The following is an 18,707-nucleotide window of genomic DNA, read 5'->3' on the forward strand; positions in this document are numbered from 1 at the left end:
ATTAAATTGGGAGTGTGAGTGTGTCTGAAGACGATGTCCGTTGGATGGAGGTTGCCCTTGGTGAGGCCCGAAAGGCCCTTGAGGGAGGGGATTTTCCTGTAGGGTGCGTGGTTGTGTCAGGGGGGCGTGTGGTGGCCACGGGGCGACGAAGCGGCACGGCCGCAGGGCCCGGGAACGAGCTGGACCACGCCGAGGTGACGGCCCTGAGGAGCCTTCTGGAGTCCGGGGGGCTTGCCCAGGGGGCCAAGGCCACGCTGTATTGTACCATGGAGCCTTGCCTGATGTGCTTTGGGGCGATTCTGCTCAGCGGGGTCTCCCGTGTGGTGTGGGCCTATGAAGACGCCATGGGGGGCGGGGCGTCCTGTGACCTTTCCAGTGTTGGGCCCCTGTATGCCCAGTCCGGGGTCGAGGTCCGGGGGCGCGTCCTTCGGAACAAGTTCTTGTTCAAGGCGTTTTTTGCCAACCCGGACAACGGGTACTGGAAGGACAGCTTCCTGGAGTGTAGACCTGACAGGCTGTGTCACGTTCCGCTGTTGTTCCCTGTGGTTTCAGGGATTAACAACCCGGAAAAAGTAACTTTTTTCTTGCATTTGTGCCAAATCTTCTATAAATAGAACGTTTGTTGATGATACATTATCCGCAAAATAGACTGTGATTGCGGAATGATAGCTTGAAACAGTAGACCACGAGGAGGAGAACATAGCTAACCGCAGCAAAATCAACGTCAACAACAAGATCAGAGCAAGAGAAGTGCGCGTTATCGGTTCCGACGGAACCCAGCTTGGCGTGCTTCCCATTCAGAAGGCATTGAACACAGCCGCTGAAGGCGGACTCGATCTTGTTGAGGTGGCACCGAACTCGAATCCTCCTGTTTGCAAGATTATGGATTTTGGTCGTTTCAAGTACGAAGAGACCAAGAAGCGGCAGGAGGCCAAGAAGAAGCAGAGCTCCTTCCAGATGAAGGAGATCAAGGTCCGGCCCAAGACAGGTGACCATGACCTGCAGACCAAGGTCGGTCACATCAAAAAGTTTATCGGCAAGAAGAACAAGGTCAAGGTAACCTGCATGTTCCGCGGGCGTGAAATTACCCTCTCCGCCCTGGGACGCGAGTTGCTTGCCCGTGTCGCCGAAGAGACTGCAGACGTCGCGACGGTAGAGCAGATGCCCAAGTTTGAAGGGCGTACCATGTTCATCATCCTCGCTCCCAAGTAAGATGCCTTCGCAAAGCACAAAGGTCACCCTCCGTGGTCTTCCGGTATGCCGGAGACCTGGCCGGTGACTTGCGGCTTTTTGCGGGGTCATCATAATGCCTTCGACTCCGGGGTCCCCGTTTCCCGGTTCGGGGCGTCAACGTGATGACATTCGGCGCAGGCGGTACCGTACACGTTCGGTTCGCCTGTGGTTTTTCGGCCTTCGGGCGGCAGATGTCTGCGCCACCTTAAATGTGAAAGAGGTTTTACACCATGCCCAAGATCAAGACCAACAGAGCAGCTGCAAAGCGCTTCAAGAAGACCGGTTCCGGCAAATACAAGTTCAACAAGTCCAACTCAAGCCACATCCTCACCAAGAAGACCACCAAGCGCAAGCGGTCTCTGAGGCTTGCACAGGTTCTTGATGCAACCAACGTTAAAGCTGTCAGGAGAATGCTTCCCAACGGGTAGCTTTCCTTGAAGCAGAGGCGATTGTCCCCGCCTGGAACCCCAGCCCCTTAACGGCCGTGCCGTACGGGATCCGGAGGTCATCAGGTTCAAGCGGGCCGATCAACGGAATCGAAAATGAGATTTTGAACCGTTGCTGGACGTTTAAGATTCAGTGCGGTCACCATCACCAGAAAAAAACGGCGGACATCACGGGCCACTGTAGGTAAACGGTCAGGCCGTGATGTAACGAAGGAGATAGAAAGACAATGAGAATTAAAAGAGGAACTAAAGCGAGGCAGCGTCGAAATAAGGTTCTTAAGCTGGCCAAAGGCTTTCGTGGCGGTCGCAGCAAACTGTTTCGCACCGCGGCCGACTCCGTAGACAAGGCGTTGATGTACGCCTACCGCGACCGCAAGCAGAAAAAACGCGAGTTCCGTAGACTCTGGATCGCCCGTATCAACGCCGGCGCGCGTATGAACGGTCTCTCCTACAGCAAGTTTATCCATGGCCTGAAGCTGGCCAACATCGATCTGGACCGTAAAGTCCTGGCTGAACTGGCCGTTTCCGACCCTGCAGCGTTTTCCGTGATTGCAGAGCGAGCGTCCCAGCAGCTTTAAGGAGATCGATTCCCTGCCACAGTCGGGTCGTGCATTGACGGCCTTGGTGCCACGCATGTCGACCCGCTCTTTCGGATGGGCCTTTTTCGGGGTAAGGCGGCCTCGCTTTCATCAAAGCACGCTGCCTTGCCTCGTTTTTTTAACAGGTCCCGACCCTCTTGAAGGTTGAGGCCATCCAAACTGGATACGTAGCGCGACCGTGGAAACTAATATCGAACAGATCTACAGTGAGGCCCTTTCCGACATTGAGGCGGCCTCCGATGAGAAAAGCGTGAAAACCCTTTCCACCCAGTATTTGGGTCGAAAGGGTTTTGTGACTCAGTACCTTAAAAATATCTCCGCCCTCCCTGCGGAGGAGCGTCCCCTGGCGGGCAAGCGGGCCAACGAGATGAAGCGCGGGCTCGAAAATGCCGTTGCAGAGCGCCTGAGCGTCCTTGCGGCCGAGGCCGAGGCGTCTGACCCAGATGATCACCCTTCCCGGGCGCCGTGCCGAGGTCGGCTCCTTTCATCCCATCACCCGCATTGCCACGGAAATTTGTGAGATTTTTACCCGTCTCGGGTTTTCCGTGGTGGAGGGGCCCGAGGTCGAGAGCGACTACTACAACTTTGAAGCCCTCAACATTCCCAAGCACCATCCCGCCCGGGATATGCAGGATACCTTTTATATTTCGCCCGAAACCGTGCTCAGGACCCATACCTCTCCGACTCAGCCCCGCGTTATGGAAAAGAGTGAGCCTCCCGTCAGGATCATCGCTCCGGGCAAGGTGTACCGGTGTGACTCCGATTTGACCCATACGGCCATGTTCCACCAGGTGGAAGGCCTCTATGTGGACAAAGACGTCTCCTTCGGGGATTTGAAGGGCGTTCTTACCTCCTTTATCCATCAGATGTTCGATCCCGGCATCTCCCTTCGGTTCCGTCCCAGCTTTTTCCCCTTCACCGAGCCCAGCGCCGAGGTGGACATCAAGTGCGTGATCTGCCGGGGCAAGGGCTGCCGAGTCTGTTCCCATACCGGCTGGCTTGAGATCCTCGGCTCCGGCATGGTGCACCCCGCTGTTCTGGAGAACGTGGGCTACGACACCGACAAGGTGAGCGGCTTCGCCTTTGGCATGGGCATCGAGCGTATCACCATGCTCAAATACGGCGTGGATGATATTCGGAAGTATTTTGAAAACGACATCAGGTTCCTGAGGCAATTCTAAGATGAAATTCAGTCTAAGCTGGTTAAAAGAATACATACCCCTGGAGATGGGTCTCGAAGGCCTCACAGACGGGCTCACCATGGCCGGCCTGGAGGTGGACTCCGTAACCCCTCTGTATGACTCCCTTGACGGCGTGGTCGTGGCCCGGATTGTCGAGGCAAAACCCCATCCCAATGCCGATAAGCTCCGGCTCTGCCAGGTGGACGTGGGTGCCGACGAGCCCGTGGGCATCGTCTGCGGCGCGCCCAATGCTGCCGAAGGCCTTGTGGTGCCCTGCGCCCTTCCCGGCGCGGTTCTGCCCGGGGGTGTGAAGATCAAGAAGGGGAAAATCCGTGGTGAGAAGTCCGGCGGCATGCTCTGCAGCGCGCGGGAACTTCAGCTGGATACCGATGCATCCGGTCTGATGGAGCTCGGTACCGACCTTGTGCCCGGTACGCCCCTTAAAGAAGCCCTGGACCTGTTCGACTCCATGGTGGAGATCGACCTGACTCCCAACCGTCCCGACTGCCTCAGCGTGCTTGGTGTTGCCCGTGAAGCCGGTTCTCTCCAGGAACCTCCCGTTGCGCTTACCCGTCCGGCAGTGTCCCTTCCCGAGGCCGACGCATCCCTGGGCACCATCGGTGATCACACTTCGGTGACCATCGAAGACGCGGATCTGTGCTGGCGGTATGCCGCCCGTCTGGTCTTTGATGTCAAGGTGGGGCCGTCTCCGGCCTGGCTCCAGCGGCGACTTCTCTCCGTGGGCCTGACACCCATCAACAACATCGTGGATATCACCAACTTCGTGATGATGGAGACCGGTCAGCCCCTGCATGCCTTTGATTTTGACCGCCTTGCCGAGAACCGCATCGTGGTGAAGCGCGCAGCAGAAGGGGAGGCCTTTACCACCCTGGATGAAAAAGAGCACAAGCTCAACGCCGAGATGCTGATGATTTGTGACGGCGAGAAATCCGTTGCCATCGGCGGGGTCATGGGGGGCATGAACTCCGAGATTGAGGAGGGGACCACCCGCGTACTCCTGGAGAGCGCCTGTTTTAACCCCACCTCAGTGCGGAAGACCTCCAAGCTTACGGGGATCCATTCCGATGCGTCCCATCGCTTCGAGCGCGGCACCGACCCCGAGGGGGTTGTGTATGCCCTGGATCGGGCCACGGCCCTTATGGCAGAGCTCGGCAACGGGCGCCTGGTGGAAGGCCTCATCGACGAAAACCCCGTGCCCTATGCGCCCCGCACCATCACCGTGGACGTGGACGCCCTGAACAGGCGCCTGGGAACGTCCCTGTCGGCCGATGAGATGGCAGGATACCTTGCCCGCGTCGAATTTACCGTCACCGTTTCAGACGCCAACACCCTGGAGGTGGTTCCCCCCTCCTTCCGTGTGGACGTGGAACGGCCCGAGGATATCTCCGAGGAGATCGCCCGGCTTTGGGGGTATAACAATATCGAGACCTCCTACGCCAAGGTCGTGGCTGCCAAGGAGAGCTATCCTCCTGCCTTTGAAGCGCGTCAGGCCGTACGCGGCGCCTTTGTGGGGCTTGGTTTCAACGAGGCCGTCAACTACAGCTTTATCCGGGAAGACGCCGTGGACAGGCTGCGCTTTGCCGAGGCAGACCCCCGCAGGCGCCTGGTGACTATCCTCAATCCCATTTCCGAAGAGCAGAAGGTGATGCGAACCTCCCTTGTGCCCGGGCTTCTCTCTTCTGCCGCTCGAAACATCAGCGTTCAGGAACGCAGCTTGCGGCTTTTTGAGGTGGGGGCTACCTTCATCGCAGGAGAAGGGGAAACCCTTCCCCAGGAGCCGGAAATGCTTGCCGGCCTTGTCACCGGTGACCGCCGGGCCGCCTCCTGGTTCGGCAAGGAAGAGTCGTGCGACTTCTTCGATCTCAAGGGTGCCCTCGAGGGCTTCTTTGAGGCCCTGCATGTTTCCGGGGTTGCTTTCCGGCCCATGGCAGCGGATGATTGCAGCTATACCCGTCCGGGGTACACGGCTGAGATCCTGCTGGACGGTGAGGTGATCGGCCTTGCCGGCAAGGTCCACGGCGATGTGCTGAAGAGCTTTGAGCTCAAGCAGGATGTCTTTGTCTTTGAACTGGCCATGGCGCCCCTTGCGGAGCGTATCTCCGGAGATCGCCAGGCCACGGCCATTCCGAAATTTCCTTCCGTGACGCGGGACGTGACCATCATCTGCGAGGCTTCCGTCCGCTCTGGTGATGCGGTGGCTTCCATCCTGGATGAGAAGCAGCCCCTCATTGAGCGTGCGTGGCTTCTGGATCGGTACGCCGGGGAGAACATTCCCGAAGGCAAGCAGAGCCTTACCTTCAGGGTGGTTTACCGATCTGCGGACAAGACCCTCAACGACAAGGCGGTCAATAAGATTCACACCCGGATCATGGAGATGCTGTTAAAGCGTTTCGATGCTGTCCTTCCCTGATTCCATTTAAGGCACCGACAACACAGGAACGCTGTGATCGGGCAGGAAAGGGGCGTCTTTGGCGCCCCTTTTTTTTGAGGCGCCCCGGCCTTGGGCCGGGGCGCGACGCAAACGTGGTTGGAGTGCCGAAAAGGAGGTTGGCGCGGGCTGGACGCGGTGACGGTCCGGTTACCAGGACACGCAAGGCGGGGAGGATAAAATGGGTATTGTTCCTCAGAAAAAGTATTTCAAAATCAGCGAAGTGAGCAGCCTGACGGGGCTGGAGTCCCATGTCCTGCGTTTTTGGGAAGGCGAGTTTTCCGCCATTCGTCCCAAACGCACGGAGTCGGGGCAGCGCATGTACCGCAGGAAAGACATCGACACAATCCTTGAGATCAAGCGCCTGCTCCACGATGAGCGCTATACCATCGAAGGCGCCAAAAAAATGCTCGGGGGCAAGGGGAAGGAAAAAGACGCCGCCCCGACATCCACCCAGGATTTTCTCAAGGGGATTGTGGACGAATTGCGGCTGATTCGGGCCATGGTTTAGGCGGCACAAGGACTCGGGCGCGGCCTCCCTGATTAATATATTGACAATACACTTTTTTTATCTTATTAGAATAGGCTGGAAATTTGAGGGAGCTGCGCGCAACGCTTGCTCCGGGGGGGTAAAACCCGCCGGTAACTGGCGTCGAAGGGTTTGGCCCTGTCGTATTTACCACCCGTGCGCCCCTTGAAACAGTCCCATTTTCGGGGCTTTTTGCTGGGTGAGCCCCGTTCCTTGAGGCCATTCGGCAGTGGTGTCTGCCCACTCGGGCGATGCCGTGACATGAAGGTCTGTTGCATTCGGGAACGGGCAAAACGCCCGTTTTTTGTTTTTTACTGCGCTGTGTTACAGTGGGTTGAACGGATAAACGGTATGGGTACCAGCTCCAAGAAACAGAAAAATCGAAAAAAAGAGGGCCGATCGCAATCGGCTATCACCGGACGGCACCTCGCCGAGGCGCGGCGCCTTGCCGATGACCTGTGCGAGGGCGAAGGGCTGGAGCTTGTTCACATGGAGACCGTGACCGAGTTCGGCCAGACGATTCTACGCCTTTATATAGATAAAGAGGGCGGGGTGAGCCTGGGCGACTGCACCAATGTGAGCCGCCAGCTGGGCGACCTCATGGACGTCTCCCTGGACATCCGCGGTGAATACCGTCTGGAGGTTTCCTCACCGGGCCTTGACCGACCCATTTCCAAACCAGCGGATTTCGATCGCTTCAAAGGGAGCATGGCTGTCATCACGACCCATTCCCCCATTGAAGGGAGAAGCCGTTTCAAAGGCACACTCCTCGGGCAGGCTCCGGGTGAGATGGTGTGCATGGACGTGGATGGAACAACGCACGAGATTGCCCTTGAGAACATCAAACGTGCCAGACTTGTCGGAAATATTGGAGAGAGCTGATGCAAATTTCAGAGATCAAACGAGTTGTTGAGCAGGTCAGCAAAGACAAGGGTATCGATTTTCATGTGCTGATCAAGACAATGGAAGAAGCCCTTGCGTCTGCAGCCCGGAAAAAACTGGGCAAAAATGCCGACATTGAGGTTCAATATAACGAAGAATCCGGTGAGATCGAGGTCTTCCAGTTCAAGGAAGTCGTCGATGAGGTGGTGGATCCCGACGTGGAGATCACCATCGAAGAGGGGCGAAAGCTGGATCGGGATTGCGAGATGGGGGACAGCCTCGGCCTGAAGGTCGACACCTCTACTTTCGGTCGCATTGCCGCCCAGTCTGCCAAGCAGGTCATCATCCAGAAGATGAAGGATGCCGAGCGCGAAGCCATCTATGAAAGCTTCATCGACCGCAAGGGAGAGATCATCAACGGCATTGTCCAGCGTGTGGACCGGGGGGACCTCATCGTCAACCTCGGCAACACCGAGGCCGTGCTTCCCGTGCGGGAACAGATCCCCCGGGAGACCTTCCGCCGAGGCGATCGGGTCCGTGCCCTCATCAAAGATATCCTCCTGGAGTCCCGCGGCCCCCAGGTCATCCTGACCCGCGCCAGCTCGGAGTTTCTCATTGCCCTGTTCAAGACCGAGGTCCCCGAAATCATGGAAGGGGTGGTCAAGATCAACGGCGCTGCCCGGGAGTCCGGCGTACGTGCCAAGATCGCCGTCAGCTCCATCGATTCGGACATCGATCCCGTGGGCGCCTGTGTGGGCATGCGGGGAAGCCGCGTCCAGAACGTGGTTCAGGAACTCAAAGGGGAGAAGATCGATATCATCCCCTGGCACCCAGATGCCGCCCGTTATGTTTGCAACGCCCTGGCACCTGCGGAGATCGCCAAGGTGATCATCGATGAAGACACCATGACCATGGAGGTCATCGTCCCTGTGGACTACCTCTCCGTGGCCATTGGAAAGAAAGGGCAGAACGTCCGGCTCGCATCCATCCTGACTGGATGGCAGCTGGATGTGGTCAGCGAAGAAGAGCACAGCCGGTCGCTCAAGGATGAGTTTAACAACCTCATGAGCATTCCCGGTGTCGGTGCAGCCCAGGCCGAGGCCCTTCATTCCAGCGGGTACTACACCGTCGATGATGTGGCGGAAGCCTCCATGAGCGATCTTCTCGACATCGACGGCTTTGACGAGGAGCGGGCAACCCTGGTCCTTGAATCAGCCCGAAACCCGGAGCCTGCAGCGACGGGAAGCGAAGAAGATGATGAGTCAGCGGCAGACGACGCCGCTGCGAGCGACATCCCCGAAGACGAGATGTCGGAGGAATCCGAGCTTGATACGCCGGTGGCCGAAGAGGCCGACGGTGCAGACGAGAGCGCGGAGCAGGAAGCAGAACCCGAGCCGGAACCCCTGGACGCCGATGAGGCCGACAAGGAGGGCGATAGCCCGGAGCAGGAATCAGACCCCGAGCCGAATCTCGACGCGTAAGCCTTAAAACCCGGGCGGGCGTCACACAAGGATTGGTTTTTCGGTAAGCCGTGTGAACAGGGAGTTGTTGCAGAATATATTGCAGAATATATTAGGGGGAGTGAATGGCAAAAATCAGAGTTTATGAACTTGCCAAAAGCCTGAATATGACCAACCGTGCGTTGCTCAACAAGATTGAGGCCATGGGCATTGAGGTTGGAAGTCATATGAGTTCTCTTGAGGATGATACCGTTGAGTTGATCCGAAAGAACCTCTTTGGCGATAAAGATCCGGAGACTCGGGACAAGCGCGTTCGAAAGACCGTCATCAGGCGACGCAAGCGCAGTAACGATGCAGAACACGCCGAGGCAGAAAGCGCCTCCGACGTGGAGCCCGCCGCCGTGGCGGAAGAGGTGGTGCGCCCCGAGGTGAAGCCTCCTCAGCCGGAAACCGCTGACGAAGCCGCCTCCGAGACCACTCCCCCTGTTGAAGAGGTGGTAAAGGCGGAGACGCCTGTGGTCGAGGCAGAGGACGAAGCAGCCGAGGCCGAGGCCAAGGCGGCCACCGAGCCCGTGAAACCCAAGAAAGCCAAGAAAAGTGAGCCGGCCCGCATCATCAAGCGCCCCGAGGTTGAGACGCCTTCCCAGGAAGAGCCCGCAGCCCCCGAGGTCGCCCCTGAGCCCGCAAGCGTGACGCCAGCTCCCGTTGCCGAGACGCCGGAAGCACCCGTTGTCGAGGCCAAGAACGAAGAGGAGAGTGTCACAGAAATGAAAGCCGAACCCGCCCAAGAGGCGGCACCGGTGGCTGAAAAGGCCGCTGAAAAAGATGTGGCTCCGGCAGCTGAAGCCGGAGAAGGCGGTAAGACGGGACAACCTGATGAGGCGGATGCTTCTGCGGCTGATAAAGATGAGCCCAAGAAGAAACGCAAGAAAGTGAAGAAGTTCACGGCTGCCAAGATTATCAAACTCCCCGAGCCCGGGACCAAGCCCGCGTTCCTCCGGGACAAAGAGGCGTCAACCCATCGTGGTAACGGTTACTCCCGACCTTCGACGCCCCATAACAACACCCACGATCGCAACGAGCGAACCCATGAGCCCCAGATGCCTCCCACGGGTGGCGAGATGGCCGGTGATTCACGCGGCAAGAAGGGCCGTCGCGGGCGTGGTAACGAGACCGGCGGAGACGCCTTTGGCTCTCGCAAGAAGGGTCGTAAGAAGACCGTGGTAGAGGGCAACGCCCTGTACTCTGAAGGCCGGGGCCGTAAAGGCCGTAAGGGCGGCAGGCACAAGCAGCAGCCCGTGGGCCAGAAGACCCAGATTACCGTACCCAAGGCCATCAAGCGACGCATCAAGGTGGATGACACCATCGTGCTGGCCGAACTGGCCAAGCGCATGGGCATCAAGGCCAACGACATGATCATCAAGCTCATGGGCATGGGCGTCATGGCCACGGTGAACCAGACCATCGATTACGATACCGCAGAGCTCGTTGCCGTGGAATTCGGTTTTGAAGTGGAGCGCGCGGCCTTTGAAGAAGAGACCATCCTGAGTACCTCCTCCGTGGACGAGGATCCCTCGAAGCGTGTGACCCGATCCCCCGTGGTCACCATCATGGGCCACGTTGACCACGGTAAGACCTCTCTGCTTGACGTGATCCGTAAAAGCTCCGTCACCTCAGGGGAAGCCGGGGGCATCACCCAGCACATCGGTGCTGACCATCTGTACAACGGGGCCATCGCCTTTCTCGACACCCCCGGTCACGAGGCGTTTACCGCCATGCGTGCCCGCGGTGCCAAGGTCACCGACCTGGTTATCCTGGTGGTTGCCGCCGACGACGGCGTCATGCCCCAGACCGTTGAGGCCCTGAACCACGCCAAGGCGGCCGAGGTGCCCATCATCGTTGCGGTGAACAAGATCGACAAGCCCGATGCCGATCCGGATCGTGTGAAGCGAGAGCTCTCCGATCACGGCGTTCTGGCGGAAGACTGGGGCGGAGACACCATCTTCGTCAACGTCTCGGCCAAGAGCCACGAAGGTATCGGCGATCTGCTGGATATGGTCCTTCTCCAGGCAGAAGTCCTGGAGCTGGATGCCAACCCCGATCGTTTGGCCATCGGCCACGTGGTGGAGTCCAAGCTCGACATCGGCCGCGGCCCCCTGGCCACGGTCCTGATCCAGGAAGGTACCCTGAAGTCCGGGCAGTCCGTTGTCTGCGGCATGTACCACGGCAAGATCCGAGCCATGTTCAACGACAAGGGCGAGCAGGTCACCACGGCCGGTCCCTCCATGCCTGTTGAGATCATCGGCCTCACCGGTGTTCCCGAAGCCGGCGACGAGATGGTTGCGGTCAAAGACGACAAAGACGCCAAGCAGGTGAGTGCGCACCGCCTCCAGAAGGCCCGTGCCCGCGAGCTGGCCAAGAACAGCCGCGTGACCCTGGATCGTCTCTTCGAGCAGATGGAAGAGGGCGAGGTCAAGGACCTCAACCTGATCATCAAGGCCGACGTTCACGGCTCCATCGAGGCCCTCCGCGAGTCCCTCGGCAAGCTCTCCACCAGCGAGGTGAAGGTCAATGTGATCCACTCCGCCACCGGTACCGTCACCGAATCCGACGTCTCCCTGGCAGCGGTCTCCAACGCCATTATCCTCGGCTTTGCCGTCCGCCCCGCCACCAAGGTCCAGAACATGGCCAAGGAAGAGGGCGTGGACATGCGGTTCTACGACATCATCTACGATGCCATCAAGGACCTCAAAGATGCCATGGTCGGACTCATGGAGTCCACCTTCGAGGAGAAGATCCTCGGTCGTGCCGAAGTTCGCGACACCTTTGTGATTCCCAAGAAAGGGACCATTGCCGGGTGTTACGTTCTCGAAGGCAAGATTGTCCGCGGCAACAAGGTCCGCCTCCTGCGCGAGGGGGTTATCGTCTACGACGGCAACCTGGCCTCCCTCAGGCGGTTCAAGGACGATGCCAAAGAAGTGGCCCAGGGCTACGAATGCGGTATCGGCATCGAGAACTACAACGATGTCAAGCTCGGTGACACCATCGACTGCTACTACCTGGAAGAGATCAAACCTTCCCTCGATTAGCGCATCCTGCCGGCCTTCGGGCCGGCATTCTATTCTGGTATTTCTGAAAAGACTTCCACGCTGCAATGCCTCGCCATACGCCTTACCGGTTTTTCATGACGGGGCATTTCAGCGTTTGACACCATAAGGATACATACCCAGTATGAAGCCGTTTTCTCGTGCTGAACGGGTCAGCGTTAAAATTCAGTCCACCCTTTCGGAACTGCTGCACAAAAAGGTGAGCGATCCCCGCCTTGATATGGCCACCGTGACAGGCGTCAAGCTCACCGACGACCTGCGCCATGCCCAGGTTTTTTTCTGCGTGTCCGGTGGAAAAAAAGCCAAGTACGACGCCCTGGCCGGGTTCAAAAGTGCCTCGGGGTTTCTGCGAAAATCCCTGGCCGGCAAGCTCGGGCTGAAGTTCATGCCGTCGCTGACCTTCGTGTATGACGAATCCTTTGACTACGGTTCGCATATCAACGAGGTCCTCAAAACTCTCTCGGTCAATGGTGACTCCGAATCAGAAGGCGAGTCGGAGTCGTAACCCGGTAACTTCAGCGACGACGTCACGCGTTGGTGCGCAGGGTGCCGTGGTTTTTCCTGTGACCTTATACAGACGGATCGTTCAGAGCTATGCGAGGCCATCAGGATGATGATTCTGGAATCCCTGAAACAGAGCAGGAGCCTGCTCCTAGTGACCCATATCCGACCCGACGGTGATGCCATCGGGTCGCTGTTGGCCCTGGGACGCGCCCTGTCGTTGATGGGGAAAAACGTGCGGCTTTATAATGAGAGCCCCATTCCCGCCATTTTTCGTTTTCTTCCCGGCATTGAGCGAATCATGTCTGATCCCGGCAACCTCTCGTCCTACGACACCGCCGTGGTCCTGGACTGCAGCGATCTGTCCCGGGTGGGGTCCCATGCCGACGAAGTGGGCCGGATACCCACCGTTCTTAACATCGACCACCACGTGACCAACACCGGCTTCGGCCTCCACCAGATGGTGGACCCTGCCGCCTCGTCCACCGGAGAGCTCGTCTACCGCCTGGTGACGGATCTGAAGGTGCCCATCGACGTCTCCATGGCGTACGCCATCTACACGGCCATTTTTACAGACACCGGCTCTTTTCTCTTCCAGAACACCACCCCGGAGGCTTATTTTATCTGCGGGCGCATGGTGGAGACGGGGGTGGACTCCTACAAGGTGGCCCAGACCCTGTTTGCCACCTACTCCCTGGGGCGCCTCAAACTCCTGAACATGGTGCTGGACACCATCGAGATCTCGGACAACGGCAAGCTCTCCGTCATGTACCTGACCCAGGAGATGCTGCGGGAGACTGAGACCAGCGTGGACGATATCAACGGCCTGGTAAACTACGCCAAGCACATTGAAGATGTGCAGGTGGCCGTTCTCATCCAGGAGTCCCGGCCCCTGCCCGGGGACAGACCCAAGCCCCACTACCACGTCAGCCTGCGCTCCAACGGTCCCGTGGATGTTGGGATCATTGCCGCGGCCTACGGTGGCGGCGGCCATCCCGGCGCAGCCGCCTTTACCTCCTTTACCAGCCTCAAGGACATCAAAAAGGAAGTGCTTCGGATCTCCGACGCATTCTAGATAAGACAGATGAACGACGGTATCTTATTGATCGACAAGCCGGCGGGAATCTCGTCGGCATCGGTTGTCTACCGCATCAAAAAGCGGTTCAAGTTCTCCAAGGTGGGCCATGCGGGCACCCTGGACCCCTTTGCCACGGGCCTCATGGTGATCACCGTGGGAAAGGCCACACGGCTCTCCCGCTTTTTCCTTGATGCAGACAAACGCTACGCAGCCCGCCTTGGCCTGGGGACCCTCACCGATACCCTGGACCCCGACGGCGAGGTGCTCACCACCGAGTCTGCCGAGGCCATGGCCGCCCTTGAGTCGCGCCTGGGACTTCCCGAAGCAGAGGCCCTGTGTGCCGCCTTTACAGGGGACTTCATGCAGGTTCCGCCAATCTACTCGGCCCTGAAACACAACGGGGTGCCCCTCTACAAGCTGGCCCGGAAAGGGCAGGCCGTGGAAAAGCCCCCCCGTCCCGTGACTCTCCATGAAAACCGGCTCGTGGCCTTCTCCTTTCCCCACATCGATTTTGAGGTCAGCTGTTCCAAGGGGACCTACATCCGCAGCCTGGCCCGGGACATGGCAGAGTCCCAGGCATGCGGGGCGCCTTCCCCGCCGCCCTCGCCGTATCGAGAGCTCCGGGTTTCATGTGGACGAGGCCCTGCCCCTTTCCGAGGCAGAGACCATGGAACGGGAAGACCTGTCCATGATTCCCATGGCCGAGGCCCTCTCCCACCTGCCTTCCATGGTGGTGGACGAGGCCACCCGGGCCCTGGTCATGAACGGGAACCCTTTGGCCTGGACGCCTTGCGGCCAGGAGGCCGGGGCTGATTTCTGCCGGGTCCTGGACGGCCACGGCGCCCTGATTGCCGTGGTGGAGTCGGCAAAATACGGGGCACATCATAAATATTGTTGTGTTTTTAACGCATAAAGGTATAATTATCCTTCTGTGTCGTCGGGGTTCCCTGTGGGGGACTTACGGTCGCACTTATGCGAGCAGAAGCAACCGCCCGAATGATGCAGCCGGTCTGAATGGAATATCGGATCGGAGAAGGCGGCTGGCGGGTGTTGGTTTGCCGAACGGTTTGCCGGTTTTCAGTTATTCCAATTTTATTCATTCACGGTGCCGTGCGGCGGACAGAAAACGTTCCTCCGAAGGGTGCGCACCCGGTTGGAGGCGAGACCATCGTATTTACCACTGACGAGAAACTCGAACGTGCATGAGCGGTCCGAAAACCCACGAGTCCGATACCGGCTCCCCCGAAGTGCAGATTGCGCTTCTGACCGACCGAATCAAGTACCTACACGAGCACGTGAAGGTACACGAGGAAGAAGACCACCACTCACGTTGCTGGCGTTGATTCTCGTCGGCCGTCGCCGTCGTCTTCTCAAACTACATGAAGAAGAAACATCACTCGTTGCATCTGCAGCTGATCGCACGACTCGGCCTCAAACGATAGATGGTTTTTGCGGAAGGCACCGGAAATGGTTCCGGTGCCCTCCGCACTCCCATACCCCTTGACCGCCGCACACGAGGCAACCCGAAACCGAACTCCTTTTAAATAAGCACACCTGAGGTATCGACCCCCGTCATATGGGTGGATGGCTCACGCGTGCCGTTATTTATGAGGACGTTCGATGAGGGGCCTCACAAATGAACGCAGCGGTTTCACCTAACCAAGGAGCAATAGATGCAAGAATACAGCTTTGAAACCGAGCTGAACGGAAAGACACTGACCCTTAAAACCGGCAAAATCGCCAAGCAGGCCTCCGGGGCCGTCATCGCACAGATGGGCGAAACCAGCGTGCTGGTTACCGTCGTAGGGGCCGATAAGAACAAGGAGGGAATCGACTTCCTTCCCCTCTCCGTGGAGTACCAGGAGAAGATTTACGCGGCCGGACGTATCCCCGGCAACTACTTCAGGCGTGAGCAGGGGCGTCCCAGCGAGAAAGAGATTCTCACCTGCCGCCTCATCGACCGCCCCATCCGACCCCTCTTTGCCGACGGGTACGGCTGCGAGACCCAGGTCATCGCCACCGTCATGAGCATGGACAAAGAGAACGAGCCCGATGTGCTGGCCATGATCGCCACCTTCGCGGCCCTGCATATCTCCGAGCTGCCCTTTGAAGGGCCCATCGGCGCCGTACGCGTGGCCCGTGTGGATGGTGAGTTCGTCATCAACCCCACCCTGAGCCAGATGGAAGAGTGCGACATCAACATCGTGCTGGCCGGTTCCAAGACCGGTGTCACCATGGTGGAAGCCGGGGCCAAAGTGGTTTCCGAAGCCGAGATGATCGAGGCCCTGGAAGCAGGTCACAACGCCATCCAGCCCCTCATTGATATTCAGGAGCAGATGCGTGCGGCTGTGGGCCGTGAAAAGCGCGTGGTGGAAGCCCCTGCCGTGGACGAGTCCCTGGTTTCCTTTGTGGACGGCCAGGCGGCCGCCAAGGTCCGCGAAGCCCTTCAGGTGAAAGACAAGATGGCCCGTAAAGCCGCTGTCTCAGCCGTTAAAGCCGAGCTCATCGAAGGCCTCTCCGAAGAGATGGCTGAGCGCAAGGACGAGATCTCCGATATCTTCAGCTCCCTGAGCAAGAAGGTGGCCCGCGCCATCATCCTCGAAGACGGGCACCGCATCGACGGCCGGGCCTTTGACGAGATCCGCGACATCACCTGCGACGTGGACGTTCTGGCCCGCCCCCACGGCAGCGCCCTGTTCACCCGCGGCGAGACCCAGGTCATGGGCATCCTGACCCTGGGCTCCGGCATGGACGAGCAGCGTGTGGAGACCCTCTCCGGAGACACCACCAAGCCCTTCATGCTGCACTACAACTTCCCTCCCTACTCCGTGGGAGAGTGCAAGCGCGTGGGTGCACCCAGCCGACGTGAAATCGGTCACGGTGCCCTGGCCTTCCGTGCCATCGAGCCGATCCTTCCCTCCAAGGAAGACTTTGAATACACCGTGCGCCTCGTCTCCGAGGTCACCGAGTCCAACGGCAGCTCCTCCATGGGTACGGTGTGCTCCTGCACCCTGGCCCTCATGGACGGCGGCGTGCCCATCTCCAAGCCGGTTTCCGGCATCGCCATGGGCCTCGTAAAAGAGGGCGACAAGGTGGCCATCCTCTCCGACATCCTCGGGGATGAAGACCACACCGGCGACATGGACTTCAAAGTGGCCGGTACCTCCGAGGGCATCACCGCCCTTCAGATGGACATCAAGATCAACGAACTCCCCAAGGAGATCATGGTCAAGGCCCTGGAGCAGGCCCGTAAAGGCCGTCTCCACATCCTCGACAGGATGCTCGACGCCATCGACGCACCCCGTGAGGAGATCTCTGTCCACGCACCCAAGGTGCACGTGGTCAAGATCAACCCGGACAAGATCCGAGACATCATCGGCCCCGGCGGCAAGAACATCCGTCAGATCCAGACCGACACCAACACCCGCCTGGAAGTCTCCGATGACGGCACCGTGAAGATCACCGCCGTCAACGCCGAAGACGCAGCCAAAGCGGTTCAGATCGTCAACGACATCGGCACCGATCCCGAGCCCGGTGAAGAGTACGAAGGCACCGTGGCCAAGATCGCCGATTTCGGCGCTTTTGTCACCATCCGCCCGGGCGTGGACGGCCTCGTTCACATTTCCGAGCTGGCCCACTACCGCGTGAACAGTGTCTCCGACATTGTCAGCGAAGGGGACAAGCTCAAGGTCCGTGTCCTTGAGGTAACCCGCGACGGAAAAATCCGCCTGAGCCACAAGGCAGTCCTGCCCGCCCCCGAAGGGGAAGAGGCACGTCCCCACCGCGATGATCGCGGCGGACGCCGGGACGACAGGGGCGGCCGAAGGGATGACCGCGGACGCGGCGGACGAGGTGGTCGAGGGGGCAATGACAGGGGCCGTCGATAAGACCACACTGACAAACGGCGTACGCATCGTCTCGAGGCGGATCGACCATGTGCGATCCGTCTCCATGGGCGTCTGGGTAGACGCAGGCGCCCGTGACGAGGCCGTGCCCGAAGGCGGGCTCTCCCATTTTATCGAGCACATGCTCTTCAAGGGAACCCAAAAGCGGTCGTCCTACGACATCGCCAAGGCCTTCGACGCCATTGGCGGGCAGACCAACGCTTTTACCTCCATGGAGAACACCTGCTATCACGCCCGCGTGATGGATGAGCACCTCGTCACCATGGCGGACCTGCTCAGCGATATCTTTTTGAACTCCACCTTTTCCCAGGAAGAGGTGGAGAGCGAAAGGCCGGTGATTCTCTCTGAGATCGGCATGGTGGAGGACAACCCCGAGGATCATATCCACACCCTCCTGGAAGAGTGTTTCTGGGGGGATCACGCCCTGGGGCGGTCCATTCTGGGCACCCGGGAGCAGATCCTGGGGTACGGGCGGGAGGATCTTGTTCGGTTCTTTTCCCATCTCTACCAGCCCGACCGGGTGCTGATCTCCTGCGCAGGCCATGTGGACCACGAGGAGATTGTCTCCCTTCTGGCCCCGGCCTTTGAAGGCATCAAGGCCCGGGACGGATTTCCCGTGCGGAAGGTGCCTGCCCCCCTGTCCGGGGTGAAGGCCCTGTCCCGGGAGATCGAGCAGACCCACGTGAGCCTGGCGTGGCCCGGCCTCTCCGTCACCGACGAGATGCGCTTTGCCTCTTCCCTGATGAACACCATCCTGGGCGGGAACATGAGTTCCCGGCTTTTTCAGGAGATCCGGGAAAAGCGTGGCCTTGCCTACAACGTCTACTCCTTCAACGCATCCTACGTGGACAGCGGCATGGTCGGTGTTTATGCGGGCGTCAGCCCGGACCGGCTCACCGAATGCCTGGAGGTGACGAACCAGGAGCTCATGAGGCTCTGTGAGCACGGCGTGGACCAGGAGACCCTGGACGAGGCCAAGGCCTTTACCAAGGGAAATATTCTCCTGGCCTCCGAGAGCGTGGACAGCCAGATGGCACGACTTGCCTCCAGCGAGTTCCACTTCGGACGCCAGCTCTCCCTGGATGAGGTGGTGGCCCAGATCGAGGCCGTCACCGTGGAAGAGGTCCGAAAGGTCGCGGACATGGCCTTCAGCCAGAAACCCGCCGTGGCCGTCCTCGGCCCCGAGCCTTCCGAAGCTGAGATCCGAAAGGTCTTCGGGTTGTGATGGCGTCCGGCTGACCCCATGGCCGGCTCCCCATGACACCAAAAAAATGAAGGGTACCTCCCGTGTGGGGGTACCTTTTTTTGTCTGTGCCTGTTACGGTATTTTTTTGCCG

General features: G+C 59.1%; 15 protein-coding genes and 1 pseudogene. All 16 read left to right on the forward strand.

What is annotated here, in order from left to right; translation table 11 throughout:
• The first annotated feature begins 20 nt into the window (after positions 1–20).
• Positions 21–614 (forward strand): nucleoside deaminase, encoded by a 594-nt coding sequence (locus ACOYW2_RS26330; protein ID WP_482768495.1) that lies wholly within the window; start codon positions 21–23, stop codon positions 612–614.
• 103 nt (positions 615–717) lie between these two features.
• Positions 718–1,212 (forward strand): translation initiation factor IF-3, encoded by a 495-nt coding sequence (gene infC / locus ACOYW2_RS26335; RefSeq protein ID WP_281374464.1) that lies wholly within the window; start codon positions 718–720, stop codon positions 1,210–1,212.
• Between the two features lie 251 nt (positions 1,213–1,463).
• Entirely contained in the window at positions 1,464–1,661 is a 198-nt protein-coding gene (gene rpmI, locus ACOYW2_RS26340; protein ID WP_180138619.1) for a 50S ribosomal protein L35, read from the forward strand.
• Positions 1,662–1,906: 245 nt separating this feature from the next.
• Positions 1,907–2,257, forward strand: coding sequence for a 50S ribosomal protein L20 (gene rplT, locus ACOYW2_RS26345; RefSeq protein WP_180138621.1), 351 nt, complete (start codon positions 1,907–1,909; stop codon positions 2,255–2,257).
• Between the two features lie 199 nt (positions 2,258–2,456).
• Positions 2,457–3,459: pseudogene (gene pheS / locus ACOYW2_RS26350) on the forward strand (phenylalanine--tRNA ligase subunit alpha).
• Position 3,460: 1 nt separating this feature from the next.
• Positions 3,461–5,890 (forward strand): phenylalanine--tRNA ligase subunit beta, encoded by a 2,430-nt coding sequence (gene pheT, locus ACOYW2_RS26355; protein WP_482768496.1) that lies wholly within the window; start codon positions 3,461–3,463, stop codon positions 5,888–5,890.
• Between the two features lie 199 nt (positions 5,891–6,089).
• Positions 6,090–6,419, forward strand: a complete 330-nt coding sequence (locus ACOYW2_RS26360) for a MerR family transcriptional regulator (RefSeq protein WP_482418746.1) — start codon at positions 6,090–6,092, stop codon at positions 6,417–6,419.
• A 369-nt stretch (positions 6,420–6,788) separates the two neighbouring features.
• Positions 6,789–7,319 carry a ribosome maturation factor RimP gene (locus ACOYW2_RS26365; RefSeq protein ID WP_482418747.1) on the forward strand — a complete coding sequence of 177 codons (531 nt, stop codon included), beginning with the start codon at positions 6,789–6,791 and terminating at the stop codon, positions 7,317–7,319.
• Positions 7,319–8,800, forward strand: a complete 1,482-nt coding sequence (nusA, locus tag ACOYW2_RS26370; protein WP_482418748.1) for a transcription termination factor NusA — start codon at positions 7,319–7,321, stop codon at positions 8,798–8,800. The genes ACOYW2_RS26365 and nusA overlap by 1 nt, the downstream gene beginning before the upstream one ends.
• A gap of 104 nt (positions 8,801–8,904) precedes the next feature.
• The gene (gene infB / locus ACOYW2_RS26375; RefSeq protein WP_482768497.1) at positions 8,905–11,868 is read left to right on the forward strand and encodes a translation initiation factor IF-2; all 2,964 of its coding nucleotides are present in this window, start codon (positions 8,905–8,907) and stop codon (positions 11,866–11,868) included.
• 142 nt (positions 11,869–12,010) lie between these two features.
• On the forward strand, positions 12,011–12,391 hold the full coding sequence (gene rbfA / locus ACOYW2_RS26380; protein ID WP_180138635.1) for a 30S ribosome-binding factor RbfA: 381 nt from the start codon (positions 12,011–12,013) through the stop codon (positions 12,389–12,391).
• 105 nt (positions 12,392–12,496) lie between these two features.
• Positions 12,497–13,462 carry a DHH family phosphoesterase gene (locus tag ACOYW2_RS26385; protein ID WP_482768498.1) on the forward strand — a complete coding sequence of 322 codons (966 nt, stop codon included), beginning with the start codon at positions 12,497–12,499 and terminating at the stop codon, positions 13,460–13,462.
• Positions 13,463–13,471: 9 nt separating this feature from the next.
• Positions 13,472–14,278 (forward strand): tRNA pseudouridine(55) synthase TruB, encoded by an 807-nt coding sequence (truB, locus tag ACOYW2_RS26390; protein WP_482768499.1) that lies wholly within the window; start codon positions 13,472–13,474, stop codon positions 14,276–14,278.
• Positions 14,279–14,667: 389 nt separating this feature from the next.
• Complete coding sequence (locus tag ACOYW2_RS26395; RefSeq protein WP_482768500.1) at positions 14,668–14,808, forward strand: 30S ribosomal protein S15; 141 nt, start codon at positions 14,668–14,670, stop codon at positions 14,806–14,808.
• A gap of 330 nt (positions 14,809–15,138) precedes the next feature.
• A complete protein-coding gene (locus tag ACOYW2_RS26400; RefSeq protein ID WP_180138649.1) occupies positions 15,139–17,352 on the forward strand; it encodes a polyribonucleotide nucleotidyltransferase in 2,214 nt (737 codons plus the stop codon).
• Positions 17,294–18,595 carry a M16 family metallopeptidase gene (locus ACOYW2_RS26405; RefSeq protein ID WP_482768501.1) on the forward strand — a complete coding sequence of 434 codons (1,302 nt, stop codon included), beginning with the start codon at positions 17,294–17,296 and terminating at the stop codon, positions 18,593–18,595. Before ACOYW2_RS26400 ends, ACOYW2_RS26405 begins: the two co-directional genes overlap by 59 nt.
• Positions 18,596–18,707 lie beyond the last annotated feature (112 nt).

The sequence above is a fragment of the Desulfoluna sp. CLI2B genome, assembly GCF_056847375.1.